This is a genomic window from Paenibacillus silvestris (assembly GCF_009882985.1).
Taxonomy (GTDB): Bacteria; Bacillota; Bacilli; order Paenibacillales; family NBRC-103111; genus Paenibacillus_E; species Paenibacillus_E silvestris.
On record NZ_WTUZ01000010.1, the window covers coordinates 798,855 to 825,545 of the forward strand.

20 protein-coding genes are annotated in these 26,691 nt (G+C 47.9%); 2 read left to right on the plus strand and 18 right to left on the minus strand.

Annotated elements, in window-relative coordinates:
- Positions 1–4 precede the first annotated feature (4 nt).
- From addA to GQF01_RS07200, 5 genes are all read right to left on the minus strand, one after another.
- Entirely contained in the window at positions 5–3,979 is a 3,975-nt protein-coding gene (gene addA, locus GQF01_RS07180) for a helicase-exonuclease AddAB subunit AddA (protein WP_161406105.1), read from the minus strand.
- Between the two features lie 27 nt (positions 3,980–4,006).
- Positions 4,007–7,534, minus strand: a complete 3,528-nt coding sequence (gene addB / locus GQF01_RS07185) for a helicase-exonuclease AddAB subunit AddB (RefSeq protein WP_161406106.1) — start codon at positions 7,532–7,534, stop codon at positions 4,007–4,009.
- 180 nt (positions 7,535–7,714) lie between these two features.
- Positions 7,715–8,833, minus strand: coding sequence for a citrate synthase/methylcitrate synthase (locus GQF01_RS07190; protein ID WP_161406461.1), 1,119 nt, complete (start codon positions 8,831–8,833; stop codon positions 7,715–7,717).
- Positions 8,834–9,220: 387 nt separating this feature from the next.
- Positions 9,221–9,793 (minus strand): type II toxin-antitoxin system PemK/MazF family toxin, encoded by a 573-nt coding sequence (locus tag GQF01_RS07195; RefSeq protein WP_328803409.1) that lies wholly within the window; start codon positions 9,791–9,793, stop codon positions 9,221–9,223.
- Positions 9,794–10,012: 219 nt separating this feature from the next.
- Complete coding sequence (locus tag GQF01_RS07200) at positions 10,013–11,389, minus strand: class I SAM-dependent rRNA methyltransferase (protein ID WP_161406108.1); 1,377 nt, start codon at positions 11,387–11,389, stop codon at positions 10,013–10,015.
- Between the two features lie 120 nt (positions 11,390–11,509).
- On the opposite strand from GQF01_RS07200, the gene GQF01_RS07205 reads away from it, so the two are divergent.
- Entirely contained in the window at positions 11,510–12,511 is a 1,002-nt protein-coding gene (locus GQF01_RS07205; protein ID WP_161406109.1) for a Na/Pi cotransporter family protein, read from the plus strand.
- Here GQF01_RS07205 and deoC read toward each other — a convergent pair.
- From deoC to prmA, 5 genes are all read right to left on the minus strand, one after another.
- Positions 12,474–13,154 carry a deoxyribose-phosphate aldolase gene (deoC, locus tag GQF01_RS07210; protein WP_161406110.1) on the minus strand — a complete coding sequence of 227 codons (681 nt, stop codon included), beginning with the start codon at positions 13,152–13,154 and terminating at the stop codon, positions 12,474–12,476. The genes GQF01_RS07205 and deoC overlap by 38 nt on opposite strands.
- A gap of 127 nt (positions 13,155–13,281) precedes the next feature.
- Positions 13,282–14,622, minus strand: a complete 1,341-nt coding sequence (gene mtaB, locus GQF01_RS07215; RefSeq protein ID WP_161406111.1) for a tRNA (N(6)-L-threonylcarbamoyladenosine(37)-C(2))-methylthiotransferase MtaB — start codon at positions 14,620–14,622, stop codon at positions 13,282–13,284.
- 5 nt (positions 14,623–14,627) lie between these two features.
- On the minus strand, positions 14,628–15,395 hold the full coding sequence (locus GQF01_RS07220) for a 16S rRNA (uracil(1498)-N(3))-methyltransferase (RefSeq protein WP_161406462.1): 768 nt from the start codon (positions 15,393–15,395) through the stop codon (positions 14,628–14,630).
- A 125-nt stretch (positions 15,396–15,520) separates the two neighbouring features.
- Positions 15,521–16,192, minus strand: coding sequence for a site-2 protease family protein (locus tag GQF01_RS07225; RefSeq protein WP_161406112.1), 672 nt, complete (start codon positions 16,190–16,192; stop codon positions 15,521–15,523).
- A gap of 10 nt (positions 16,193–16,202) precedes the next feature.
- Positions 16,203–17,177 carry a 50S ribosomal protein L11 methyltransferase gene (prmA, locus tag GQF01_RS07230; RefSeq protein ID WP_161406113.1) on the minus strand — a complete coding sequence of 325 codons (975 nt, stop codon included), beginning with the start codon at positions 17,175–17,177 and terminating at the stop codon, positions 16,203–16,205.
- Positions 17,178–17,414: 237 nt separating this feature from the next.
- On the opposite strand from prmA, the gene GQF01_RS07235 reads away from it, so the two are divergent.
- Positions 17,415–18,218, plus strand: coding sequence for a glycerophosphodiester phosphodiesterase (locus GQF01_RS07235; protein ID WP_161406114.1), 804 nt, complete (start codon positions 17,415–17,417; stop codon positions 18,216–18,218).
- A 67-nt stretch (positions 18,219–18,285) separates the two neighbouring features.
- On the opposite strand, the gene GQF01_RS07240 is transcribed toward GQF01_RS07235, so the two are convergent.
- The 8 genes from GQF01_RS07240 to dnaK all read right to left on the minus strand — a co-directional run bounded on the left by GQF01_RS07240 (position 18,286) and on the right by dnaK (position 26,633).
- Positions 18,286–18,561: a hypothetical protein gene (locus GQF01_RS07240; RefSeq protein WP_145657014.1), complete on the minus strand. Its 276-nt coding sequence runs from the start codon at positions 18,559–18,561 to the stop codon at positions 18,286–18,288.
- Between the two features lies 1 nt (position 18,562).
- Complete coding sequence (locus tag GQF01_RS07245) at positions 18,563–18,712, minus strand: YfhD family protein (protein ID WP_161406115.1); 150 nt, start codon at positions 18,710–18,712, stop codon at positions 18,563–18,565.
- A gap of 77 nt (positions 18,713–18,789) precedes the next feature.
- Positions 18,790–19,584, minus strand: a complete 795-nt coding sequence (locus GQF01_RS07250; RefSeq protein ID WP_235959071.1) for a hypothetical protein — start codon at positions 19,582–19,584, stop codon at positions 18,790–18,792.
- 17 nt (positions 19,585–19,601) lie between these two features.
- Positions 19,602–20,825 (minus strand): ABC transporter permease, encoded by a 1,224-nt coding sequence (locus GQF01_RS07255; RefSeq protein WP_161406117.1) that lies wholly within the window; start codon positions 20,823–20,825, stop codon positions 19,602–19,604.
- Positions 20,822–21,499: an ABC transporter ATP-binding protein gene (locus GQF01_RS07260; RefSeq protein WP_161406118.1), complete on the minus strand. Its 678-nt coding sequence runs from the start codon at positions 21,497–21,499 to the stop codon at positions 20,822–20,824. Before GQF01_RS07260 ends, GQF01_RS07255 begins: the two co-directional genes overlap by 4 nt.
- Positions 21,500–21,583: 84 nt before the next feature.
- A complete protein-coding gene (locus GQF01_RS07265) occupies positions 21,584–23,314 on the minus strand; it encodes an alkaline phosphatase (RefSeq protein ID WP_328803410.1) in 1,731 nt (576 codons plus the stop codon).
- Positions 23,315–23,558: 244 nt separating this feature from the next.
- Positions 23,559–24,677, minus strand: coding sequence for a molecular chaperone DnaJ (gene dnaJ / locus GQF01_RS07270; protein WP_161406119.1), 1,119 nt, complete (start codon positions 24,675–24,677; stop codon positions 23,559–23,561).
- A gap of 108 nt (positions 24,678–24,785) precedes the next feature.
- Entirely contained in the window at positions 24,786–26,633 is a 1,848-nt protein-coding gene (gene dnaK, locus GQF01_RS07275; protein WP_145657021.1) for a molecular chaperone DnaK, read from the minus strand.
- Positions 26,634–26,691 lie beyond the last annotated feature (58 nt).

The following is a 26,691-nucleotide window of genomic DNA, read 5'->3' on the forward strand; positions in this document are numbered from 1 at the left end:
CACCTTACATTTCGAGCAGCTTCGCTCCATCGAAGAAATACAGAAACTTTCCATGAACTGGACGCTTCCAAATATGTTCCACGGCACGCGTATACAGGGAAATTTGCCGCTCATACCGCAGTTTTAACTCCGTATCGCTGTTACCTTTTACCGCATCTGTTTTATAATCAACCAAAACGAGGCCAAGTTCATCCTCAAACAAACAATCGATGACTCCTTGAATCAGTACCGTTTCACCGCTCGTTGAACGATCAGTTCCCGTGTAAACCTCATCGGCTTGCAGTCCATAGCTGAAGGGTACCTCGCGTTGTACATTCTTGGCCTGAAGCATCCGCTGTCCAACCTCTGTCTCGAAAAAGCGCAGCACAACCGGAATATCCACAACTTCACTTTGCTCCGTAGTCAACGTTTGCTTATTTAACATATCTTGAAGTGTCCCTCGAATACTTTCCTCTGTCGGCCCTTCCTGCAAGGAAAGATTCTGCATGACAGCGTGGACAACCGTTCCTTTTTCCGCTGCTGACAGCTTCTTCTCTTCCATAAATTTAGGCCTGCGCCAAATCATGGACCTTCCGTTGCTGTTGCCGTTGCTGGAAGATGACGTCGCCACTCCTGGAACTGCAACTTCTGTTGCTGCCGGCATTTCCATCTCATCCGCGATTCGATTCAGCTCTGACAAACGCTTCATTTCGGATACCGTTGTCTTCGCAAAAAGTTTAGGCGCTTCTGGGAAGGAATACGACCAGGATAACCGGTCATCTAACCAATCCTGCCACTCACCTGACGTCGTCACGGCCTCAATCCGGCGAATGCTGTCCATTCGATCTCCGTCAGGAGCCATGTTGTGCTCTTCTAAGGCTTCATCCGCTAGCAAGCTTTCGGGCTTGATGACGGTCAGCTTCCATGCCGAAGGATCATCCAATAATCGCACCCCTGAAGAAGCTTCACTTAGGCCAAGTCGCTCTCTCCATAGGCTCGCCTGCGGATGCCGAAGCAGGGCTGGGCCTACCCAATCGAGATAACTTTTGGCTTTCGCCAGCTCAAAATCAGGCAAATACCATTCCGTTCTGGACAGATGCCTGCCCCATCCGCGCAACAGCTTATCCAGTGATTTGACTGTACCGAGCAAATAAAGCTTCTCTCTGGCTCTTGTCAGGGCTACATAGAGCACCCGCATTTCCTCCGCAAGCAGCTCCAGCTTCATTCTTCTTTTAATGGCAAGGGAAGGCAGGGTTGGATAGCTTACACGTAGTGATGTGTCTACAAACCGCGGGCCAAATCCAAGCTCTTTATGCAGAAGAAAGGAATCATTCAGATCTCGTTGGTTAAACATTTTGGCCATGCCAGCCACGAAAACGACAGGGAACTCGAGCCCTTTACTTTTATGAATCGACATGATCCTTACAACGTCTTCTTGCTCCCCAAGCGCACGTGCTGTGCCCAGATCCCCACCGCTTTCTTTCATTCTTTCGATAAAACGGAGGAAGCGGAACAACCCGCGCAAGGATGTGCTTTCATATTGTCTGGCACGGTCATACAAAGCTCTTAAGTTAGCCTGTCTTTGCACGCCACCCGGTAAACCACCTGCGAAATCGTAGTAACCTGTTTGTCTGTAAATATGCCAGATTAAATCCGCCAAAGAGCCTTGTCTGGCCTCAGTCCGCCATGCTTCCAGCAGCTCCAGGAAATAGTTCAGCTTTTGCAGCAAAACCTCATTCTCTTCGGTCTTCGCTTCGCTCGCAGCCTGCAAGACAGAGTCGTAGAAAGGCACCGACTTATCTGCGATACGAATCAGTGCTAAGTCCTCGGCTGTTAGCTGCACCACCGGTGACCGCAATACAGCAGCAAGCGGCACATCCTGATACGGATTATCGATGACTTTCAGAAGAGATAACATGACTTCTACTTCTGTCGCGGAAAAATACCCCGTACTTAGTTCGGCGTAAGCAGGTATGCCCATTTTCTTGAGTTCTTCAATGAGAATCGGCGACCACATCTGTGTGGCGCGCAGTAAGATGACGATATCCCGGTACGTGACTTGGCGGTCACCACCGGTTCTTTTATCAAATACTTGAAAAGCTTCCTTCCCGCCGGCCCCCATCAGATCTTGAATTTGGCGAGCAATGGTTCGCGCTTCTAATTGTGCGGTCTCCAGTTCCTGCGCTTCCAAAACGGGATCAATAACAGCACCCTCGGGTAAAGCTTCAGCATTCATTTCCTCATTCTCTTCTGAATCCGTCGAATAGGCTTCGCCCGGGTCAGGCACATCTGTTGCGCGATCGATGATCAACATCTCAACCGAACAATCTGAGGAAGAGGGCGGATAACCCGCTCCATATACAAGCTCAGCCCGCTCATCATATGCGACTTCGCCGACGGTTTCATTCATCATTTGTTTAAAAATAAAATTAACTGCGTCCACGACTTCAATCCGGCTGCGGAAGTTGCGCGCCAAATCTATTCTGCCGCCCGCGGACGGCGCTTCTTGCGGCTCCGCTTTGTTGGAGCGGTACTCTTTATATTTCTCAAGGAAAAGACCTGGCTCCGCAAGTCGGAACCGGTAAATACTTTGCTTCACATCGCCGACCATGAACCGATTACCTGGGTTTGCGTTCGAAATCAATTCCACAATCGCTTCTTGCACACGATTCGTATCCTGATACTCATCGAGCAATACTTCAGCGAATTGCTTCCGATAAGCCTGAGCTGCCTCTGAAGGCATTAATTCACCTGGAATGGAGCCTGGTGCGCTTAGAATTTGTAAGCAGTAATGCTCCAAATCAGCGAAATCGATTAAACCTTTAGCTTGCTTACCAGCTTGATAACGATGTCCGAAATCCGCAACCAAATCTACTAAAGTATGTAGAAGCGGTGCCATGTCGGCAATTTCCTGATGAAACTGCTCAGGAGTTCGGCCGAACAGCTCTTCTTGCATTTTGTTAATTTGCTCTTTGACTTTATTGCGCAGTTCTTTCACTTCTTCTTGCAGCTCTTTATCGTAATCGTCGCCTTTGCATGCTTTGAGCTTGCCAAACTCGACGGTTTGAAAACCAAGATACAGAACGGACCACGGATAGGTAGTCGTTTCTAGTAAGTTATTTACGAGCAGCAAATCTTCTCGTAAATTGTCCAAGTAAGGAGCTGGCCCGCCTGGTGAATCGGCGATTTCTATCGCCTGCCGCAGTAAGTCAGCGGCTCCTTCGAGCTCCAGAGCAAGGTCGCGGATTAGACTTTGCTCCCAGATCGCGTAGTCTGCGGGCGCTGACGCAGCAGCAACATAAGGCAGCGCCTCCAGCATAACGGCGGCGGCCTCATCCGGCACCTCCTGCGGTGCGGGCTCCGGCGCCCCGAACATCGATGCCGTCGCTCTGAGCCAATGCTCCGGCCACGGATGACTGCGCGACACATCATACAGCTTCTGAATAAGCTGCATGATCGCGTCGTCATTCCGCTCGCCGCTGAACGAATCGACCAGCCGCCAGAAGGCGCTGTTCTCTCCGCTTTCCGCGTAATACTCCTCTAACATCTCGCCGAGCAGGTCTTGACGCATAAGCTCTGCTTCCGTTTCATTCGCTATTCGGAAGCCGGGATCAAGACGAATGAGGCTGAAGTAACGCTGCACAACTTCCAAGCAGAAGGAGTGGAGCGTTGTAATCGAGGCGCGCCCCATCAGCGCGATCTGCTTGCGCAAATGCTGCGAGTGCGGCTGCTTCATCAGCTCTTTCTCCAGCGCTTCGCGTATGCGATGCTTCATTTCCGAAGCTGCCGCTTTGGTAAAGGTTGCGACCAGTAATCGGTCTACATCGATGGGCTCCCACTCATCGGAAATTCGCCGGATAATCCGCTCCACAAGTACGGCGGTTTTACCTGATCCGGCCGCAGCGGCAACGAGCATATTTTGACCTTTGAGAGTAATGGCGTCCCATTGATCGTCCGTCCAAGTACTGCCCACAGGCTTAGGCTGTTGTTGATTATTCACTTCGTTTTGCACTCCTTTCCATCTTCATCACGGGTTAACATTTTGCTCCAATTCGTTCCAGAGCTGGTCTTTCCCACGCTGCTTCAGAACATGGATTTCATTGCCTTCAAACAACGGATCAAACTGACAAATCGATTTATAAGAGCAGTGCAAGCAGGCTGTTTTTTTGTCTAGTCGATAGGGAGCAATGTCCACATGACCATCGGTAATGCTCGTTCCGATTCCTTTCACCTGCTTACGCACATATTTCCTGAGCGTATCCCACTGTTCATCTGTGGCGACGGAGGAGCTTGAATAGAAACTTCCGTCCTTCTTCAAAGCCACTGGAATTAATTGCGAGTGACCCGCGCTTTTCAACAGCTCACTGTCCATCAATCCAGCAACTTCAGCATCTGCCGTGATCAAACCTTTCATTTTAAAACGTTTCCGCAGCTCTTTCTCTACGGCCGCAGGGTCCAAGGCATTTTTTTGCTGAAGCATCGGGTTATGCACATGGAAATAAAGCACGCCTGCTGGCTTCGCTGCAATACCCAGCCAACGTTCCGCATGGGTAATGATGACATCCAGATAGGTGAGCATTTGCAGGGACAGCCCGTAATACACTTCAGACAACTGCAAAGAGGTCGAACTTGATTTGTAATCAATGACTCGCAGCAATACGCCTTGCTCCCCATCCGCCCGATCCACTCGGTCGATTCGCCCAATGATTTCCATGGTGCAGCCATTCTCTAAATCAAAGGTTAAAGGCGGCAGTTCTTTGCCTGGACCGAAGTCAATTTCCAGACCTAATGGTTCAAACTGACCCTGCTTCGCATGTTCACCTAGCACAACAGCTGCTCTGCCCACGACTTGCTTCAATTTTCTTGCGATATAGGCATATCTGCTGGAGCTAAGCAAAATTTCCCCTTGCAGTCTTGGCGCAAGTTCATCCACTACCTGAGCGGAACGCTCCATGCACTCCTCTGCCGACAGAGACCCCCAATCAAGCTGATCCTGCTGCAGTCTTTGAACAAACTGGTTCAATGCTGCATGAAACAATTGCCCGATATCTGGAGCATCCAGCCGGTACACTCGCCTTTCCTGCAGCCTTAGGCCGTGGGATACGAAGTGGGAGAAAGGACAAGCCACATATTTCTCCATACGAGAGACACTCGCCCGCAGATTTTGTCCATATAACAGCTTGCTTGTTTTGGAAGATATTTTGTTCTCTTTATTCGTATAACGAAGCGCCTGAACCACCGATTGCAGCTTCATCTGCCACTCAGGCTTTTCTGCATACCAGTTGTAGGTCTCCCACCATAGATCCGCCATACGGCCGCCTAACATCCAGTGCTTCATGCGTACCGCCAAATAGGAAATGGCCTGATTCGGGTGTGCCATATAGGCAGCCTGCTCATCTTCCGGAGATTCAGCAGCCGGTTCTGCAAGCAATAGCGGTGTCTCGGTCCCGGGAAATAACTGACGCATTTGTTTAATCAACTCGGATGGTAGAAGCGATTTGCCTTCTTCATCCGCCAGCGGATAGCTCATCCACAATCTTTTACCTGGTACGGTTAAAGAGGTGTATACGATAAATTGCTCATCTAGGAGTTTGCGCCGGCTTCCGTCTGCCATCGGGAGACCAGACTCCATCAGAACACCACGTTCTGCTTCTGTCAGGACTCCTTTTTCCAGCATTTGCGCAGGGATAACGCCATCGTTCACACCCAAAATGTAAGCATAACGAATACCGCTTGACCGCGTCCGATCCATGCTTCCGATCAATAATTGATCCATCGAGGGTGGTACCAGTCCAAGCTTCATGCTCTCCATGCCTGTCTCAACGAGGCTATTAAATATCTCAAGGGACAGGTCGTCGTTCCCCATCGTCTCGACTAACTGATCCAGCATCTCCATGACACTGTTCCACATTTGGCCATGCTCACGTGCTTTTTCCGGTTTGCCGTCTTGAATCGCTTGCTGACTCCATGTTTCCAATTTCTCAGGAGCCTGTACAGCAATCAACAGTTCATAAAGGGCTTCAACTTGCTCTTTAACAGAACCTGCTTGCTGTAGACGTTTGGCAAAAGCGAGAAGCGGCCTCACCACCCACTCTTTGCTTCTATTCAATGCAGCTAATTCAGCCGTTTGCTCCTGAACACCTTCATCAGCCTGCTCCAGGTTGGCCCGGAATTTGTAGCTCCATGGCTTGCCGTCCGTCCATCTGTAGCCTTGGATACCGAATGCAAGCACATAGTTCTCCAGCTTATCGAGCTCCGTTCTCTGGTCGGCAGCTTCACTCGGCAGCAGCAAATCCGTTTTGACGCAGCGGAATACGGCATCATAATGCCAATTATGCTGAACAACCTCCAGCGCTGAACGAATAAATTCAACGAGCGGGTGATGCAGTACCGTCCTTTTTTGGTCAAAAAAGTGCGGAATTTCATAATCCGTTAGTACCGCTTTTAATAAATCCTGATAGCCTTCCATATTACGAACCATGACAGCAACTTCACGCCAACGTACGCCATGCTCACGAACCAAATCCAGCATATCCCTCACTGCGCCTTCTACCTCAGCACGGCGATGGACAGCCTCTGCAATCACGAGCTGATCGCTTATCTTCTCATTTGCAGCCGGTTTATAACGCTGAGCCCCTCCGCCAATCCGACGGTCAAAATTGCGCTCCAAATACCCAAGTACCGGGCTATCGTCATAACGTGGCGAACGATCCGGCGCCAATAAATGAACCTCGGCTGACGGCAATCCGAGCTGCCAAATAAGCTCCTGAAGCCGAACCATCGTCGTCGCTGTAGGATGAAATAAATCCAACTCATCCGGTGTATCCCCGGCTTGCAGCTCCCGGTCAAGACACAGCGTAATAGTCACCTGTTTACAGGTCGCAAATAACGCACCAAGTACGGCAAACTCCTGCGGCGTAAAACCATGAAAACCGTCGATCCACACAGATGCAGACCGCAAATAAGCGGAATTCGGGATCTGCTCCGCCAGCAATGTCAAATAATCCTCACCGTCCAAATACTGCCGGGATAGCTCCGATTCAAATTGGCGATATATCAGCTGAATGTCATGCATTTTATCTCGAAGCAGACCGCTCTCCCCAAGTACAGAAGCCCGTTTCTGCTCATGCTCTTCGAGCTGTTTAGCCGATACACAATATCTTTTCATCTCCGTAAAGAGTTGGTTTAAACGATCTACGAAACCCATTTGCTCAGCCGAGTGGCCGAATAAGCGGAGCTTTTCTTTCTGTTTATGTAAAATGCTTGTAAGCAGCAGTTTCTTACCCATATCATCAATCGGCAGTCTCGCTGTACCGCCTTCTTCTTGCATAACACGCCAAGCCAAACGGTGAAAGCTTAACACCTGAGCACGAATCATCCCCCGAATACCGGGATCTGACACAATGGCATGCTCAGCCTGAAAGGTCGCCTGCTCCGGCACCAATAACACGAGCGGGTCACCTTCTGGTTCTGCCGCCAACTGATGCTTCATTTCTACTAAACAACGTTCACTTTTTCCGCTGCCGGCTCTGCCGATCACGAAACGAATAGACATACAGGGCCTCCTTCAAGCTGATCTCTAAAGATATCAATCTTATCTATTCTATCATACTTTTGGTAGAAAAGAGGCGTGGCAGATGATGGGCTTACGATGGCTTAACAAAAAAGCCTCCCCCCAATTACATGAGTAGTCATGACAGGGAAGATGGCTTTTCACTTGAAAATCTATTGCTGATTAGGAGCGATTTCGCAGCGACACCGGCAATGCGCCGATATAAACCGATTGCGGCCGAAAAATACGATTACAGCTTGTTTGCTCCAACAAATGAGCTGTCCATCCTACCATTCTGCTAAGTGTGAAGCTCGGCGTGAAAAGCGACGTCGGAAGAGCAATTGCTCTCATCACAGCCGCAGCATAAAATTCCACGTTTACGTACAATTTTCGGCCGGGCTTATATTCATTCAGCAGCTCGACAGCTACTTTTTCTACGTGGATGGCCAAATCGAACCATGGATCCTCCGCAGCCAGTTCAGTCATGAGGTGCCGAAGTGCTTCCGCTCTAGGATCGTTTGTTTTGTAAATGCGGTGACCAAAGCCCATCAGCTTTCTGCCTGCCTTCAGCTCTTCACGCAGCCACGACTCCGCATTCTCTTTGTTTCCAATGGCATCCAGCATGTGCAGCACTTCCGATGGCGCCCCACCATGCAGAGGTCCTTTCATTGCGCCTATGGAAGCACAGAGCGCAGAAGCAAGGTCTGATTGTGTCGATAACACAACACGTCCGGCAAATGTGGAAGCGTTCATCCCATGCTCCATAGCGAGGATCAAATACGCTGTTAATACTTTCACATGAATTTGCTGTGGGACGGTACCTGTCAGCATATACAAATAATTGGCAACATGATCTAACTGCGGATCAGGCTCAATTGGCGTCAGCCCTTGCGATCGTCGATAGTGATAAGCAATAATGGTTGGCAGCATGAGGGTATTAGCGAGAATCCTCTCAAAATCCAGTGGCCATTCAGCCTCCTGATGGCTAATGGTGCCTAAAACAGAGGTAGCTGTGCGAAGCACGCTCATCACGTCGCTTTCTAAAGGCAGCAAATTCAGTACTGCCTTCAGTTCGGCAGGTAATCTGCGTTGTTCCGCCCAATGCTTGCGTGAAGCGTTCAGGGCCTCCGTGGACGGTAGTTCCCCATGCCACAGTAAATAGGCAACCTCCTCAAAGCTATTATGCAAGGCAAGCTCCTTCGCCTCATATCCGCGATAAACCAAGACCCCGTTTTTTCCATCAACCAAGGACAATTCTGTTTCTGCTGCCACAATGCCGTCCAACCCGGTTACCGATGCCATATCGTCATTTTCCTTTCGATGTGCAGCGTGAAACTGCTTTTCTTCATCATATTCGGATATGGCATCTTCATCCAATTCGTGTTTTCTTTCATTGTGATAAGTAAAATGTTTCAGCGGAAGTTTAGTGATTACATTTGTTTATAAAAATGAAAGTTACGCTCTCCCTCTCTATAGCCCCAGTTCTTGTATTTAAGCTTTCCGGATGGCAACAATTAGGAAAGTGAACTGAACTAAAAGAAGAAAAGACTCCACTAAAGTGGAGTCCTTTTTGGAAAGCACATTGTACTTTCTCATATTTTGTTTGTAGATTACTGCTCCAAGCATCGCTTAGAGTCATCAACTTTCGTTGTAAAAATAATTTTAACAATAATTCCATCCTTAGTCAAATTAAATCAACCTATTTATTGCTCGCTTAACTACCTCAAAATTACCTGTGGTTATCCTGCCGACGGGAACTCTGCTCAGTCTCTTTTTGCTAATCGTTTTAATCTGAGCTACATTTATATAGCCTTTAACTCTTTCGCCAAATTCCTCTTCTAGGATAATGAGAATCTCATAGTAATCAAGTTTCTTAGTTATTTCCTCTCCAATGTCGTTAGTAAATTTTATATATTTCTTTCCTCTGTCTTCAAAGAAAGCACAATGATTATGTGTTGAAACTGGCGCTATGACTGTTGTCCTGGAAGACGCATTACCTCGATCATTCTGCAGAATTACTGCAGGACGATTTTCTTGCTGCTCACTGCCCACATTAAATCCAAATTCGCAATAAAAAACATCTCTTTGAAGTACAGTTTCAGGATCTCCAACGGATAGTAAGTTATATTTTCTAGAAGTCCAGTTTAAGAAATTAATCCTTTGTTTTAAATGATTCAAATAAATCTCAGGTTTGGTGATTTCTTTGAGCATTTTATTATTAAAACCATCAAGTATTTTTGCAACTTCTTCTTTCAATGCCACGATATCTTCGTTTAGACCCACCTCACCACTCTCCCATATTAACCATTATATTACAAATTAGGGCGGTGAGACTAGCACTAAGTTGTATAACATTACAATCAAATATTTATCATATTCCGTAACTCAACAGTCTGGCCAGCTAAAGAATGCGTGGAGCCGAATAGGTATTGCACCTCAAACTAAAAAAAGCGAGACCACAATGGCCCCGCTCATCCCTACTTATTTGCTTCGCACCTCAAAAATCGCGAATTTCAAGTAATGCCCCTCATCCACACCGAGAATGCGCGGATGATCCATGCCCGCCCCGCGGAATTCAACCAAACGCAAGATCTTGCCTGCGTCCATCGCCGCCGCATGAATCGTCTCCAGGAAAAGCTCTGGATGCATGTGGTACGAGCAGCTTGCCGTAACCAGATACCCGCCTTCATTCACAAGCTTCATGCCGTGCAGGTTAATATCTTTGTAGCCGCGGCATGCGCCTTCAACTGCACTTTTGGTTTTGGCAAAAGCCGGGGGATCCAGAATGACGACATCCCAAGTCCTGCCGCCCTCTGCGACCGGCTTAGACGTGTCGATCTTCTTCCCTTGAGCGGAGCTTCCAGCGTTAGCACGCACTTTCCGTTCATCCAACCCTCTAACTTGGGTTCTCAAATATTCAAATGCATCCGCGACAACGAATTCCACACGGTCTTGGAAACCATTCAAACCAACATTTGTTCTCGCGCTTTCAATGGCATGCTCGGAAATGTCCAGGCAGGTCACTTTTTTGGCGCCGAATTTACACGCGTTGAGGGTAAAGCTGCCGGTATGGGAGAAGCACTCCAGCACGGAGGCGCCATCCCAGTGAGGGAATATCACGACTTTGCCGTTCGCATTAACTGGCAGCGTTTGGACAGCGCCCTCGTGCTCCACTTCTTGCAGCTCGATGCCGCTGCGATGGCCCCAGCCTGTCATCAACGGAGCAATGGCTGCACGATTTTCTCTTTGATCGAAGAAGTAGCCTGTTTTTTGGCCTTCTTCGATATCCACTCGGATGCGCAGGCCATTTTCAAGAATATCCACATGTTTGGGACATTCGCCGTACAATAAGCCTTTGGTTTGTTCCAAGCCTTCCAGCTCGCGGATCGACACGTCGCTGCGCTCGAAGATGCCTGTCGGCTTTACAACTTGGACGAGTGCAGCAACAATCTGCTCCCGACAGCGATCCATCCCGAGTGTGAGAATTTGCACAACCAGCGTATCCTCGAACTTATCCACAATAAGCCCTGGTAAAAAGTCTGCTTCACCGTAGACTAACCGGTAAGATTTCGCCTCTTTCACGAAACGGCTGCGATGCTGCAAGCAGCGTGTGAACCGCTCAACAAAAAAGTCCGTCGTCATGGCTTCAAGCGGCTTATACGATACAATTCGGACCGTTATTTGCGAAGCTTCATTGTAATAGCCCGTCGCCAAATATTGACCCAGATGCGTTTGCACTGGAACGAGCTGCCCCGGCACAACTTCGCCGTCTACCCGCTCAATCTCACTTTTGTACACCCATGGGTGACCTTGCTCTAAACGAGCTTTACGTTTCTTATGTAAAAATACTGCTGCCATATGTCAGTTAGCCGTCCTTTGTGTGATACGTTCCGTCTCTCTGGTGCTTGTCATGCTTGTCTGTACGGTCACATATATTGAGTGATAATGAAAAGTTCATTTGCGAGGGAGAATGCTATGATGATGACTACCATTATCCTACCTGTGCTTGCAGGGTTAGTCTTATTTCTGCTTGGCATGAAGCTGATGGAAACATCGCTTCAAATGTGGGCAGGCCCCCGCCTCCAGCTTTGGCTGGAGCGGTTTACCCGAACGCCGGTGCGTGGCCTCATCACCGGCACCGTGCTCACGGCGGCTCTGCAAAGCAGCACCGCCATTACGGTCATCGCCATCGGCCTTGTCGGCGCAGGCGTCTTGACCTTCCCGAGAACGCTCGGCGTCATTCTCGGCACGAACATCGGCACTTGCCTCACCACCGAGCTGATCGGACTCAGCCTCGGGGGGATCGGCGTGCCGATCCTGCTTGTGAGCGCCGCCATCTGGATGGCGAGCTGGTTGGCCGGCCCCTTGCCGCGATTCAAGGCGCAAGGGCAAGAATCAGCCGCCCCGGCCATCGGGCGCGAATGGCTGCCCAGCGTCCGCTACGGATCGCTGGCGGTGGCGGGCTTCTCTCTCGTGCTGCTCGGCATCGAGATCATGCAAACGATCGGGCCAGCGCTGCAGTCCCGTGGGCTCTTCGCTTGGTTTGTCACGGAAGCCAGGCAGAGCTTGCTGTGGGGCATCCTCGCCGGCGCAGCCGTTACCGCTCTGGTGCACAGCAGCGCAGCGGTTATCGCGATGGCGATGGGCCTCGCCGCGATTCAAGGCATCCCCGTCGAGCTGGGCATTGCCATCACAATCGGTGCCAATGTTGGCACCTGTGTGACGGCACTGATCGCCGGGATGAGTTCCTCCCGCGCCGGGCGATACGTCGCTTGGTCGCATATCCTGCTCAATGTGGGAGGCGCCGTTCTCTTTTACCCCTTCATCCATCAGCTTGCCAGCCTTTCAGCCCTGCTGGCGGATGATGCTTCGTCACAAATTGCTCGCTCACAGACAATATTCAATGTCGCCTGTTCACTGATCGCCTTGCCCTTTTGTTATCTTAGTATGTGGAAGCGTCTTGAGTTCCGTTCACAATAGCTACGCCTGAGCTAGTGCCCAAACGAGTGGCTCCAGCTTCAATCATCGCAACAGCCGCTTGCAAATCTCTTACGCCGCCCGATGCTTTGACACCAATTGTATCTGATACGTTTGCGCGCATAAGTCGTACATCTTCAACTGTAGCACCGCCAGGGCCGAAGCCTGTGGATGTTTTTACAAAGTGAGCTCCTGCTTCTTCTGAAAGCTTGCAAGCCGCTACCTTTTGTTCATCATTCAAAAAGCCCGTTTCCATAATCACTTTAACAATCGCTTTTCCTTTGACAGCATCTACGACTTGTTTAATGTCTGAACGTACAGCATCATATTGACCTTCAAGCAGCAAACCAATCGGAAGTACGGTATCGATTTCAGCCGCACCGTTCTCCACTGCTTTCGCAGCCTCAAATGCTTTCACTTCACTCAAGCTTGCGCCAAGCGGGAAGCCTACAACTGCAGCCACTTTCACGCCAGTTCCTTCCAACGCTTTGCTAGCGACGCCTACAAACTGAGAGTTCACGCACACGCTGAAAAATTGGTGCTGAGCTGCTTCTTCACATAGTTTGTGGATAGCTGCTGTACTTGCGTCTGGTTTCAAAAGCGTATGGTCGATATATTTGGCAATTTCTTTCGCATTCAAAGTCATTTGATGCACCTCATCAATTATTTTTTGTTCACTGCCTGCTGCTCTGCTAATAGAGAAAACCTCTATCGCGGCCATATCAGGATGAGAGACCGCGCTTAGAGGTAGATGTTATCGACTACAAATATGTCTACAAGTTTACAACGGATGCTGCTTCTAACACGCGTACCAATTGACCCTTGCTTTCATTCACGCCTGCTTCCGTAACTTTCACGCGGCAAACTTGGCCAATCATGTCTTCGGAACCTTGGAAAACAAGCTGCACATAGTTATCCGAATAACCCATGTACAAGCCGCTGTCTGGCGCGCCTTTGTAAGTTCGTTCTGGAATTACTTCCAGTACTTGACCTACAAACTGCTGAGCATAAGCAAGCTGCATCTTCTCAGAAAGATCGATCAATTCGTGAACACGCGTATTTTTGATTTCCTCATCCACTTGATCTTCCATCCGCGCAGCTGGTGTTCCTGTCCGCTTGGAGTATGGGAAGACGTGCATCTCAGAGAATTTCATGCGTTCCATGAAGGCTACGCCATTGCGGAACATTTCCTCGGTTTCACCCGGGAATCCTACAATAATGTCAGTCGTGATGGCAACATCCGGCATAATTTCATGCAGGCGCTCGATTTTGCTTGCAAACTCAGCTGTCGTATATTTTCTGCGCATGCGCGCTAATACACGATCATCTCCTGCTTGCAAAGGAATATGCAGATGACGGCACATTTTGTCCGAGGATTTCAAAACTTCAATCACTTCGTCTGTAATTTGACTGGCTTCAATCGAAGAAATACGAATACGTTTCAAGCCTTCGACTTTGTCCAAATCCCATAATAGCTTAGCCAGGCTGTAATCCTCAATATCTTCGCCATAACCGCCGGTGTGAATACCCGTCAGGACAATTTCTTGATAGCCGGCAGCCACTAACTGCTCCGCCTGTGCAATAACGCTCAGAGGGTCACGACTGCGCATTAGCCCGCGAGACCACGGAATGATACAAAATGTACAGAAATTGTTGCAGCCCTCTTGAATTTTCAGAAAAGCTCTTGTCCGATCGGCAAAATCAGGCACATCCAATTCTTCGAACTGACGTGTTTTCATGATGTTGCGAACCGCATTAATCGGTTGACGATCCGTTTCAAATTGCTTCACAATCGGAATAATCTTCTCCCGGTCCTGTGTACCGATAACCATGTCCACACCAGGGATCGCCATTATCTCAGTCGGAGAAGTTTGCGCATAACAGCCTGTTACGGCAACTATCGCCTCTGGATTGCGGCGAATCGCCCGGCGAATCATTTGGCGGCTCTTTTTATCCCCCGTATTCGTTACCGTACAGGTATTGATGACGTAAACGTCTGCCGTTTGCTCGAAATCAACCTGTTCGTATCCCTCATTTTTGAAAAGCTGCCAAATGGCCTCTGTATCATAGAAATTAACTTTACATCCTAATGTATGAAACGCTACCGTTGCCATAACGCTTATCCTCCCATCTCTCCGGTTTCATAGAAAAGGCACGTAAGACCTACCATAGCAGCAGTCTCCGTGCGTAAAATACGAGCCCCTAGCGATACGGAACGGAAACCAGCCTCTTCAGCCTGCTTAATTTCTTGCTCCGTAAATCCGCCTTCCGGCCCTACTGCAATAACGACTTTGCTTCCTTGTCCCAATTTACCCGCGGCAAGCGCTTCTTGGATGGCTGGCTTCAACTGCTGCCCATCTTCCTTTTCGTAGCAGATCCAAGCAGCATCCGCTTCCTTGGCTTGCTGCAGCAGCTGCTTCCACGAATAAACGGCTTCTACCTGCGGCACACGATTTCGATGTGCTTGCTCAGCGGCTTCTTTGGCGATCTTCTGCCAACGTTCTGTTCGCTTCGCTTCTTTCTTGGCATCGTACTGCACAATCGTACGCTCTGATAAAAAAGGAAGAAACCGGGCTGCCCCGATCTCGGTCCCCTTTTGAATAATCGTTTCCATCTTATCGCCTTTGGGCAGGCTCTGAGCAATCCAAACCTGAACCGCTGATTCAGCGTTCATAGGCAGCTCCTCCACGATTTCCGCGGTCACAAGCCCCTTATCTAACTGAGAAATCCGTACGAGCACTTCGCGATCCAAGCCATTGCTGCAAATAACCTCGTCTCCGATAGCTGCCCGCATCACTCTCATCAGATGATGTGCGTCGTCACCCTCAATGGTAACGGTCTGACTGCTAAGATGGAACTGCTCCGGCGGGAGAAAATAACGCTGCATAGTCAAAGCCTCTCTATCTTCGTTCATTTCCATGTAAATTGGATTCCTAAGTGAATCTTCCACTCACCATCATACCTTTTTTGGATCAGAAAAGCTACAAAGGGATGAAACTGGCAGCTAGGCTGCTACATCCCAAGAATAAACGCGATCGGCTTGGCAAACAGCTCGATAATATTATTCCCTAATCCTAAATAAGGATCTAATGTAACCTGACGCAGCGGTCTGACGAATACAACAAGCAGGAAAATAACCGATGCCCACTGCTCAAACTTTTGCAAAGACTCTGTGTATCTCAAATCCACGAGATCCTGAATAATACGGTACCCGTCGAGCGGCGGAATTGGAATGAGGTTAAACAAGAACAAAGTCAGGTTCGTGCTCACCATCAATTTTAAAAAGATTAGAATAGCACTGGCGCTTCCCGTTGACATGCTTTCGAGCCAGCCGTATTTCTGAAATAACACAAATACAAATAAACTGATAAATGCAAGAATCAAGTTGCTTATCGGTCCTGCGGCGGTAACGATAATCCCCATTAAACGGGGGCTTTTGAAGTTCCCACGATTGACAGGCACCGGCTTCGCCCAACCGAACCCGGCAATGAGCAGCATGATGGTCCCGAAGAGGTCTAAGTGAACCATCGGATTCAAGGAAACCCTGCCGAATTGATAAGCCGTAGAGTCTCCTAATTTATAAGCGCTATACGCATGTGCGAATTCATGAATCGTGAACGAAAGCACGAGGACCAGAATAACGAAAGGCAGGGTATTCCAGTCATAAAACAATAATCCTCCCATGGGTGAACACCTACAGCTTTCTAGCTACGATCACAACCCAATTCGAATCATAGTTTTTCTCTACAATTGTGAATTTGGCAGCAACCAGCGCTTTTTCGACGAGCTCTTCCTTAGCGGTAATAATACCAGACGTAATGTAATAGCCACCTTGCTGCAGAACTTCATAAACATCATCAACGAAAGTAACAATAACCTCTGCCAAAATGTTAGCGACGACCAGCTGCACTGGAATTGTGACGCCTAGCTTGTCAGCACCTTCTGTTTCGCTTTCTTTCAGGACGCCAAGCAAATCACTCAATTTCACCGTAATGTTAGTCTCGAGTCCATTCTGTTTCGTATTATCCTCAGCGCTTGTAACTGCTACAGGATCTAAATCTACCGCAAGGACATGTTTAGCCCCAAGCTTTGCAGCTGCAACGGATAATATCCCTGAACCCGTTCCAACATCTATGACATCATCCCCTGGCTTAAGCACTTTCTCCAGCGTTTTCAAGCATAGTGATGTTGTCGCGTGTGTACCTGTTCCGAATGCCATACCGGGATCAAGCTCCAAAATCAGTTCACCAGGTGAAGCCGTGTACTCTTCCCAGGTCGGTTTAATCGTTAGACGGTCTGTAATTCGAATCGGTTTGAAATATTGCTTCCAAGCGTGCGCCCAATCCTCATCATCCACTTCTTTTAATTCATAAGTTGGATTGCCTGTATCAATATCAAAATCGCTGAGCTGTTCGACCGAAGCCTTTAAATTCGCCATCACGGGCTCCATGTCTGTCCCATGGTAGAAGTAGCCTTTAATCACAGCTCTTCCTTCCGGGATATCATTGAAAGGCGTTTCGTATAGCTGACCATATGACGTATCCCGTTCTTTGTTTAATGTCCCTGATTCTTCAATAGAGACGCCCCCAGCGCCTAATTCATGAACAAAGTTCGTAATCATTTCTATTGCTTCTTCTGTCGTATGTACGGTTAATTCCTGCCAAAGCATCGGTAGAGCTCCTCCTATCGGTTATCACCTTCGCAAAAATAAGCCCATCAGGGCTATTTTCACAAGGATCATTGTACTACACTTCGCTTCTTGGGTAAAATAACCTGAATGTAAGCGCTATAATTTTTTATTTTCTTAATAATCTCCTAATAAATTCGTGGTACATTTAATTACAGGTGGACAGCAATTATCAATGGCCATAACCACCCTTATACTATCCTAGAATGGAGTCTTTCCATGGTAAGAACTTTACTTATTTTTCTTATTATTGCCTTGTTGGAGCTCTCAGTACCTTTTGCTAGTGCCACCCTGCTGGCTGACAACTACAGCCAAGTGACCGCTCACCGCGGCAGCTCCAAGAAAGCGCCTGAGAATACGCTGAGCGCGTTCCGCCAAGCCATTGCGGATAAAGCTGGATTCGCCGAACTTGATGTGCAAGAAACGATGGATGGAGTCGTTATGCTCATGCATGATGACAGTGTTCAACGCACGACGGGAATCAACAAAAACATGTGGGAAGTCACCTCAACTGAGCTCAAGACCGTCAGCGCTGGCCGTTGGTTCAGTCCAAAATTTAATAGTGACCGCGTCCCCACCCTTGATGAAGTGATCGAGCTGGCTAAGGACCGGATTAAACTAAATATAGAGTTGAAAAACAATGGGCACGGGGTGCGGCTTGCGGAGAAAGCAGTTGAAATCATTGGCGCTCATGGGTTTGAAAAACAATGTACCGTAACATCCTTTGATGCCGGGTTGCTTCACACCGTTAAGAAAATGAATCCTCATATAAAAACAGGGCTAATTGTTAGCCAAAAATCAGATACTTCTTCTCTTTGGGAAAATCAAGATGTTGACGTTATCTCTGCGGCATTCCCGCTGGTCAACGAGGAATTCATGCAAGAAGCCGCTTCGCATGACAAAGAAGTTTACGTTTGGACGGTCAATGACAAACCGGTGATGAAGCGTATGCTGGCACTCGGTGTCACAAGTATTATTACAGACACGCCAGATCAGCTCATTCGCTTGATGAATGTCCATTAATGTATTCCAAAACTACAAAAGCATCTATTCCTCGCGTCATACACGGGTAACAGATGCTTTTGTTGTGTTATATGGAACCGCCGGCACTCTCAATCACACGGCAAGCTTGATCATAGACAGAGTCGTCAATAACTGCAGCCAGGATGATATCTAGGCCTACTGACTTCATATCCCCGTCTACACTTAACATACTATCCGCCATCGCAGATTCAAAGCCGCGGCCAATATCATTATTGAACCGGTCCACTTGCACATCAGCAGCCCTGAGCGCTTTTAGCTTGGCTGCTGCACCTTCGGCTTGCTCTGGTGAATGAAAATAAGCAAGTATTGCTTTTTCCGCCATGTTAATTGTCTTCCTGTCTATGATCTGCGGCTTTCGCCCGTTCAGCAGCTTCGAAATCGTCCTTATCGGCTACCTCAGCCGCAAATTCTACATCCTCGTTTTTGGCAACTGGTAATTGACTATGCTTCCCTTGGTTTTGCTTCGCATTCATGGTTGACCTCCTAAAAGCTATCATAGTAAAATCCAGTTTTTAGTTTGCCTAAACGAATCTTTATTATGCGAAATCAGCTATTCCTTTATTTTTTCGAATGACGCATCATAGAGTCGGAACATCGTCTTATAGCCCGATTCATCTAGCTTCACGCCTACATCCAGCTTGCCTGTGATGAGCAGCGGACCCGACGTGTATCGAAGTTTGACATCATCAGGCACGAATACGATCATGATCTTATTCCAGTAGGTTTCATCCCCATTATCAAAAGGGCACTCTGCCCCTGGTTTGGGAATCAGCAGAAACCAATGCTTATCAAAGGAGAGTACTTCACCCATAAAGCCTTTGATTTGCACCGTTTTACCACTCATATCCCAGAAGCGATCCGAAGGCGTATCCTGTTTCTCATTGTCAAAAAACTGGTCCCAGTTTATTTCATTGGAAGATGGCGTCGAAGGCTTTACAGCTTTACTTGGTTCGGTTCCTGCTGTAGGCTTCGGTTGCATGCTGGGCGACGGCGTGACATCCGCTTTGACATTCGCAGCATCAGCTTGGGGAGGCGCGCTTTGTACAGCTTTTGGCAGCTCCGAGACTTTGGGAGTCGGAAGCGGTGTAGGCTGCGTTTCTTTAACGGCTGTTGTTTCTACAGCTTCTGTCTCAGGCTTTGGCGATGCGGACGGAACTGCTTTGTCCGGCGAAGCAGATGAGACCGGTTGTGTACTTGGAGCTGGCGTCGCGGAAGGCACGGAGCTCGCGATCGTCGTCTGATCTATACTGCCGAACGATTGACCTGCCGTGTCCGTTTTCTTTTGACCACAACCTGAAACGAGCAAGACGACAACCAAAACAGACGTGAACAGCATTTTTCTCATTTTCATCACCTCAGACTTCATGACTTAAATAATTGCAAAGGGTCTACTCGATAAGCCTGCAGCGCCGGACCAGCTGAAGCAAGAACGCCAATACCTAATGTTCCTGCGATTAACAACCATTCTCCTGGCATGAACTGAAAAGATTGCAGCTGTAGACCTGTATATTCAAATACAACTTCGCGGCTCAAATAACCGCCAAAATGGCCAGCCAGTATCCCGCAAACAAGACCAATCACCGTTAGCAGCAGTCCTTCTCCAATCAGTGAAGACCAGATAAATCCTTTGGATTTTCCAATTAAACGCAGTAAAGCAACGTCTTTCTTCCGTTCATTCACAGCAGCAACAAGCGACAGAAGGATGGTGCCTGCGGCAAGCAAAATGCAGATTATCGTGACAACAGTTAGCGCCCCAGTTCCTTTGTCAATGACATTCACTACATCTGCCACTGCTTTACTTGTATAAATCGCCTGAACATTGTTCATTTGTCCGTATTTCGTTTTGATCGCTTGTGCACCAATCAGTGTTTTTGGCTTAATGAGAATGGAAGTGACTTCTCGATGCTCAGCATCCTGCCCTTCATGCACAGCCCAAGCATAATCCAAGGTAGTGAAAACAGCTCTATCATCAGAAGTGAATAATGGCGGCAAGATGCCAACTACGGTATATGTAAAGCTGTGATGATGCTCCTCTTCAGCCGATTCATCTTCGTGATCTTCGCCTTCTGCTTCCTCGAGCCCTTTGATCAAGCCGTGTGCGCCTTGAAATTTATCTCCGATATGAAGGCCTAACGAGCTCGCAATGTGCGATCCAATAATGGTTTCGCCAAGCTTCCCATACATTTTCCCTTCAGCCATCTGCTTCTCCGTTCCATAGCGGGAAGCAAAATAACCAGGTTCAATTCCTACGATAGGAAATCCGTTATAGTTATCCCCCGTTGTCATCGCATAGGCGCGGTCAACGGATTCATCCTTTTGAAGCTCGCCCACAAGTGTATAGGGGACATTTCCAGTAGGAGCGCCTACATGATAATAGGTGTTCAAAGCAAGCTGTGACGCGCTTCCTTTGGCGCCAATCGTTACCTCGAAGGGACCATAGCCCTTCTCAGCCCCCTGCTCCAGCCCTTCGCTGCAAAGCAGCAAAAAGACGACCAGAGCCGCCGTAATCGTCACCGATAAAATGGTAAGCAGTGAAAGTGTCTTACGATGAAGCATGTTTCTCCAGACTAAAGCCACTAATCTCATACAGCGCTTCTCCTTGATACCTCATTGATCTCACCAATATGAACACGTGTTGGGTACATTTCCGCCAAATGCAAATCATGCGTAACGGTAACGAGTGTGAGCTTCTCCGTCTCACAAATGTTCAGCAATAGCGACATGACATCGCCAGCCGTTTCCCAATCTAAACTGCCGGTAGGCTCATCCGCGAGCACAAGCTGCGGTTTCGTCAAGATGGCACGAATGATGGCGGCTCTTTGCTGCTGCCCCCTCGACAGCTCATAAGGCATATGATGTTGGCGATCCTTCAAGCCGACTCTCTCGAACCAGTCATCGAGCTGGTCTTTTGTCTGCTTCTTGCTCCAGGTATGCGGGACAATCAGCTCCACATTTTGTCTGGCAGTCAATGATGAGATCAAATGAAAATCCTGAAAAATGTAACCGACATGCTCCGCACGGAAACGGTCTCTTTTGCCTTGTGAAAATGTATGGAGCGGTAAACCGTTCACATGTATTTCACCTTCGTCAGGAACCATGACGCCGCTGAGCAAGTGCAGGAGTGTGCTTTTCCCGCTTCCACTCGGGCCGAGTAAAGCAATTCGTTCCCCTTGTTCAATACGCCACGAAGGAACGCTTAGTATCTTCAGCTTTTGGCCATGCATCGTGAAAGACTTTGAAATATTGTTCAACTCAATCATAGCTGTCCTCCAAATTCATAGGTCAAAGATAGGAAAAGAGGACAAGGGAAGCGTGATCCCCTGTCCTTTCTTTGCCAGAGCTTTTTAGTTTTTCACGATGCGCTCATTGATTGAATCCCATGTCATTGTTTTACCAGTCAGCTTATTGAAGGCTTCCAGCGGCAGGTATAGCTTGCCATTGTCAACATTGCCAACAAGTGTGCTTGCACTGCCGTTTTCCGTGATAGCACCTGTTTCAACAAGTACGGACAACTTTTGGCTGTCTTTGGAAAGCGTAACGGATTTCGTCGCTTCGTCCCAAACAACTTGAATGTCTAATGCTTCAGCAAGTGATTTCGCAGTAAACATAGTTTTGTTGTCGCGAGTCACTTTGAACAATGGGTACAAGTACTTATCTTGCAATTCTTTCGTTGCTGCAGTCAAGTCAGCGCCAATTACTTTTGCACCGCTTTTTGCAATGTCCGTATTATCGATGTCGCCTTTAACCAAAGAAGCGATCGGTCCGTAAGCCCACACACCAACGTCTACGCCAGTATGACCATGTCCTGTCCAGCCAATAGCCAAACGCTTGGATACTACAGCGTTGTAACCGCCAGCGCGTCCGTAGGAAGAGCCGTCACCTTTCAGAATCAAAGCAATTTCCTCGTCTGACAAGTCTGTGAAACCAACGTTATCAGCAACGATTTTACGAACATCGTCAGCCGTTTGAGCTGTTTTCAAAATTGCATCCAAGTACTCGTAGGAATGCTTTTGTTTATTAAACAAGTCTACGTTCAATTCGTACACATTGTTAATCCCCAAGGATAATCCACCTGTTTCATGGTCAGCAGACACAACAACGGATGTATTACCATCTTTTTTAGCGAAATCTACTAATGTTTTGAAAGTTGCATCCAGCTCCAGCATTTCTTGAATGTTGGCTGGCAGATCGTTAGCGTGACCCGCGTGATCAATACGTCCTTGTTCAACCAATAGCACGAAACCATCTTTGTTTTGGGACAAAATATCAAGCGCTTTTTGCGTCATTTGCGGCAAGCTAGGTGTATTTGCATCGCGATCCAATACGTATGGAATTTCATTCATTGCGAAAAGTCCAAGCGCGTGGTCTGCTGTAGCTGGAATTGCATCTAAGCCAGCTTTATCAAACGCTGTTTTGAAGCCTTTTGCTTCATAATCAGGAATGATATTTTTGTCAGTGCGCTTGCCTTTTTCATCTTTTGCAACAAAGTTTGTTTTACCGCCGCCGAAGATAACATTAACTCCGCTAGCTAAGTATTGTGTGGCAATGGCATTTTGGTTGCCGCGTTGACGAACGTGGGATGCCCATACCGCAGGTGTTGCTCCAGTAATATTGTCTGTAGAAACAAGACCTGTAGCTTTGCCTTGCTTCATTGCTGCTTCGATAATCGAAGCATAAGGCTTGGCAACATCGCCGTTGGACACGCTGATTGCATTATTGTACGTTTTGTTACCTGTCGAGAAGGCAGTAGCTGCTGCTGCTGAGTCAGTTACAGCACCGGATTCCGTCGTGTAGGGACCTGGTTGCGAGTATGTAGTTGCTTTACCAACATAGTATCCGCCATCAAGTTCTAGGCGGTCTTTATTTAGAAATTTTTTGGAGTAGTATCTTGCTGCTGTTACCTCAGCTGGACCCATTCCATCCCCGATAAGTACAATCAAATTTTTGGATTGCGGTTGCTCCGCTGGTACGGTAGTCGGAGTCGTTTCAGCAGCTGATGCCACGCCTGCTACGTTTAACGCTAGTAAGGAAATTGCTAGACCGGAACCCATGATTTGTTTCAAGCTTTTTTTCAAGGTGTATTCCCTCCAAATATTAATATCTCACGAGATCTAGCATAACTTTCATAGATTAAGAGGAAGTTATCTTAACATATTCGCTATGTAAAAAATTCCATATACTGTTATCTGAGTGTTAACAAGCAAAACAAAAAACACTCCGCTTGGCGTTTTCAACAGATGAAGGATCTGTGAAACCGTCAAGGGAGTGTTCCAGTTCTTGCAGAAGTCTTACAAAAGTTCTTACAAGAGAGATACAAAATTAATCGCCTAAGAAGGCTCTTTTCATACGTTCAAAAATCGATTGACTCTGCTCATGCGTATGCTCACCGGATTGCTTGCCAAACTGGCGCAGCAAATCCTTCTGATCATCGCTCAAGCTCGTTGGCGTTACCACGATCACTTTCACATGCTGGTCACCTTGACCGAAGCCGCGCAGGTGTGGAACCCCTTTTCCTTTTAAGCGGAAATACGTATCGGTTTGTGTTCCTGCCGGAATTTTGAGCTTCACTTTCTCTGTCAGCGTCGGGATTTCGATCTCATCGCCTAGTGCTGCCTGCATAAAGGTTAGTGGCACTTCGCAATAAACATCATTGCCTTCGCGCTCAAAGAATTCATGCGATTTCACGCGGATAACCACGTAAAGATCGCCCGACGGGCCTCCACGAGTTCCGCCTTCTCCTTCGCCTGAAACACGAAGTTGTGCGCCATCGTCCACACCAGCTGGAATCTTGATGTGAATGGTGCGTTGTTTTTTCACTTTTCCAGCGCCGTGGCACGTTCCGCATTTTTCTTTGATGATTTTACCCGAGCCATTACACTGTGTACATACGCGGCGATTCACAATACGGCCGAACGCCGTGTTTTGTACAACTTCCTGTTGACCGCTGCCATGACAGCCGCCACAAGTTTCTGGCTTCGTTCCTGGCTTTGCGCCAGAACCGCTACACGTATCACAATTTTCAGTTCGCGGAATATGAATATCGGTTTCTTTACCGAAAATCGCTTCCTTGAACTCAATTGTCATCGTGTATTGCAAATCGTTTCCGCGCTGCGGCGCATTCGGGTTACGACGGTTTCCACCGCCGCCACCGCCGAAGAACATATCGAAAATATCGCCAAAGCCGCCACTGAAGTCCTGACCGCCGCCCATCCCTTGGTTCGGATCAACGTGACCAAAACGATCATATTGCGCTTTCTTCTGATCGTCGCTCAGCACATCATAAGCATCTTTTGCTTCTTTGAATTTATCTTCCGCATCAGCAGCTTTGTTCACGTCAGGGTGATACTGACGCGCCATTTTACGGTAAGCCTTTTTGATGTCTTCTTGCGAAGCATCCTTGTCGACCCCGAGCACCTCATAATAATCACGTTTACTCATTGTTCCACTCCCATGTTCAAGACTACAAACGGAAAGTCAAAGCCACGGGGAACCCCCTTGGCTTTGACTCGTACGTTTCTACACATCCAGCATTACTATAGGATATGTTTATTTTTTTGGTTCGTCAACAACTTCGTAGTCTGCGTCAACAACATTTTCTCTGCCTTTAGGAGCTTCGCCAGCGCCGCCGCCTGCTGCACCGTCATCTGGACCTTGGCCCGCGGAAGCTTGCTCATACAGCTTCACAGAAAGCTGTTGGATCACTTCTGTCAGCTCTGCCGTTGCTGTTTTGATTGCTTCAAGATCGTTGCCAGCCAGAGCAGCTGTAACTTTCTCTTTGGCAGCATTTGCTTTGTCGATCTCGCCTTGGTCTACTTTGTCACCAAGATCTTTGATCGTTTTGTCAACGGAATATACGAGTTGATCCGCTTCGTTGCGAGCTTCAACAAGCTCTTTACGAGCGCGGTCTTCCTCAGCATGTGCTTCCGCGTCTTTCACCATTTGTTCAACTTCTGCATCGCTCAAGCCGCTGGAAGAAGTGATCGTGATTTTTTGGCTTTTGCCAGTTCCTTTATCCAATGCAGACACGTTCACGATACCATTCGCATCGATATCGAAGCTAACTTCGATTTGCGGAACGCCGCGTGGAGCCGGAGGAATATCACCAAGCATGAAACGGCCCAGTGTTTTGTTGCCGCTAGCCATGGAGCGCTCACCTTGAAGCACGTGAATCTCTACGCTAGTTTGGTTATCTGCATAAGTGGAGTACACTTGTGATTTCGTTGTTGGGATCGTCGTATTACGATCGATCATTTTCGTGAACACGCCGCCTGCTGTCTCGATACCAAGGGAAAGTGGTGTTACGTCAAGAAGAACAACGTCTTTTACTTCACCAGTCAAAACACCAGCTTGAACAGCTGCACCAAGTGCAACAACTTCGTCCGGGTTAACGCCTTTGTGAGGCTCTTTGCCTGTCAATTTTTTGATCGCTTCTACAACCGCAGGAATACGCGTGGATCCGCCGACAAGAACGACTTTGTCGATTTGGCTAGTGGAAAGCCCGGAATCTTGTAAAGCTTGACGAGTTGGTCCAAGTGTTCTTTCTACCAAGTGTGCGGAAATTTCTTCGAATTTCGCACGAGTAAGGTTTAACTCCAAATGCTGAGGCACGCCGTCAGCTACTGTAATAAACGGAAGGGAAACAGTTGTCGTTAGTACACCAGAAAGCTCTTTTTTCGCTTTTTCAGCAGCATCTTTCAAACGTTGAACAGCAGCTTTATCTTTGCTAAGATCAATGCCTTGCTCTTTTTTGAATTCAGCTACGAGGTAGTCAATGATGACTTGGTCAAAATCATCTCCACCTAGCTTGTTATCACCGCTTGTAGCTTTAACTTCGAAGAAGCCATCGCCAAGTTCAAGGATGGACACGTCAAACGTACCGCCACCAAGGTCATAAACAAGAATCGTTTGATCTTCTGTTTTCTCCAAACCATAAGCTAGTGCGGCAGCTGTTGGCTCATTGACGATACGAAGTACTTCAAGACCAGCAATTTTACCAGCATCTTTCGTAGCTTGGCGTTGGCTGTCGTTGAAATAAGCTGGAACTGTAATAACAGCTTGTGTGACTGTTTGGCCCAGGTAAGCTTCTGCATCAGCTTTCAGCTTTTGAAGAATAATAGCCGAAATTTCTTGTGGTGTGTAGTCTTTGCCATCGATGTTTTCTTTGTGGTTCGTACCGATGTGACGCTTGATGGAGCTGATTGTTTTGTCAGGGTTTGTGATCGCTTGACGTTTCGCAGTTTCACCGACTACGCGCTCGCCATCTTTCTTGAAACCTACAACGGATGGTGTCGTGCGGTTACCTTCCGGGTTAGGAATTACGACGGCTTCTCCGCCTTCCATAACAGCTACGCAAGAATTTGTTGTACCTAAGTCAATACCAATAACTTTACTCATGTTAAAGCTTCCTCCTTTTGCTCCTGGAGAGCATTTTAAATAGATTTAGATCGTTTTA

Excerpts from the sequence above, each read along its gene's own strand:
- addB (WP_161406106.1), bottom strand. The coding sequence starts at position 7,534 with ATGTCTATTCGTTTCGTGATCGGCAGAGCCGGCAGCGGAAAAAGTGAA.
- GQF01_RS07190 (WP_161406461.1), bottom strand. The coding sequence starts at position 8,833 with ATGGCATCGGTAACCGGGTTGGACGGCATTGTGGCAGCAGAAACAGAA.
- GQF01_RS07200 (WP_161406108.1), bottom strand. The coding sequence starts at position 11,389 with ATGGCAGCAGTATTTTTACATAAGAAACGTAAAGCTCGTTTAGAGCAA.
- GQF01_RS07205 (WP_161406109.1), top strand. The coding sequence starts at position 11,510 with ATGATGACTACCATTATCCTACCTGTGCTTGCAGGGTTAGTCTTATTT.
- deoC (WP_161406110.1), bottom strand. The coding sequence starts at position 13,154 with ATGACTTTGAATGCGAAAGAAATTGCCAAATATATCGACCATACGCTT.
- mtaB (WP_161406111.1), bottom strand. The coding sequence starts at position 14,622 with ATGGCAACGGTAGCGTTTCATACATTAGGATGTAAAGTTAATTTCTAT.
- GQF01_RS07220 (WP_161406462.1), bottom strand. The coding sequence starts at position 15,395 with ATGCAGCGTTATTTTCTCCCGCCGGAGCAGTTCCATCTTAGCAGTCAG.
- GQF01_RS07225 (WP_161406112.1), bottom strand. The coding sequence starts at position 16,192 with ATGGGAGGATTATTGTTTTATGACTGGAATACCCTGCCTTTCGTTATT.
- prmA (WP_161406113.1), bottom strand. The coding sequence starts at position 17,177 with ATGCTTTGGCAGGAATTAACCGTACATACGACAGAAGAAGCAATAGAA.
- GQF01_RS07235 (WP_161406114.1), top strand. The coding sequence starts at position 17,415 with ATGGTAAGAACTTTACTTATTTTTCTTATTATTGCCTTGTTGGAGCTC.
- GQF01_RS07240 (WP_145657014.1), bottom strand. The coding sequence starts at position 18,561 with ATGGCGGAAAAAGCAATACTTGCTTATTTTCATTCACCAGAGCAAGCC.
- GQF01_RS07245 (WP_161406115.1), bottom strand. The coding sequence starts at position 18,712 with ATGAATGCGAAGCAAAACCAAGGGAAGCATAGTCAATTACCAGTTGCC.
- GQF01_RS07250 (WP_235959071.1), bottom strand. The coding sequence starts at position 19,584 with ATGAGAAAAATGCTGTTCACGTCTGTTTTGGTTGTCGTCTTGCTCGTT.
- GQF01_RS07255 (WP_161406117.1), bottom strand. The coding sequence starts at position 20,825 with ATGAGATTAGTGGCTTTAGTCTGGAGAAACATGCTTCATCGTAAGACA.
- GQF01_RS07260 (WP_161406118.1), bottom strand. The coding sequence starts at position 21,499 with ATGATTGAGTTGAACAATATTTCAAAGTCTTTCACGATGCATGGCCAA.
- dnaJ (WP_161406119.1), bottom strand. The coding sequence starts at position 24,677 with ATGAGTAAACGTGATTATTATGAGGTGCTCGGGGTCGACAAGGATGCT.
- dnaK (WP_145657021.1), bottom strand. The coding sequence starts at position 26,633 with ATGAGTAAAGTTATTGGTATTGACTTAGGTACAACAAATTCTTGCGTA.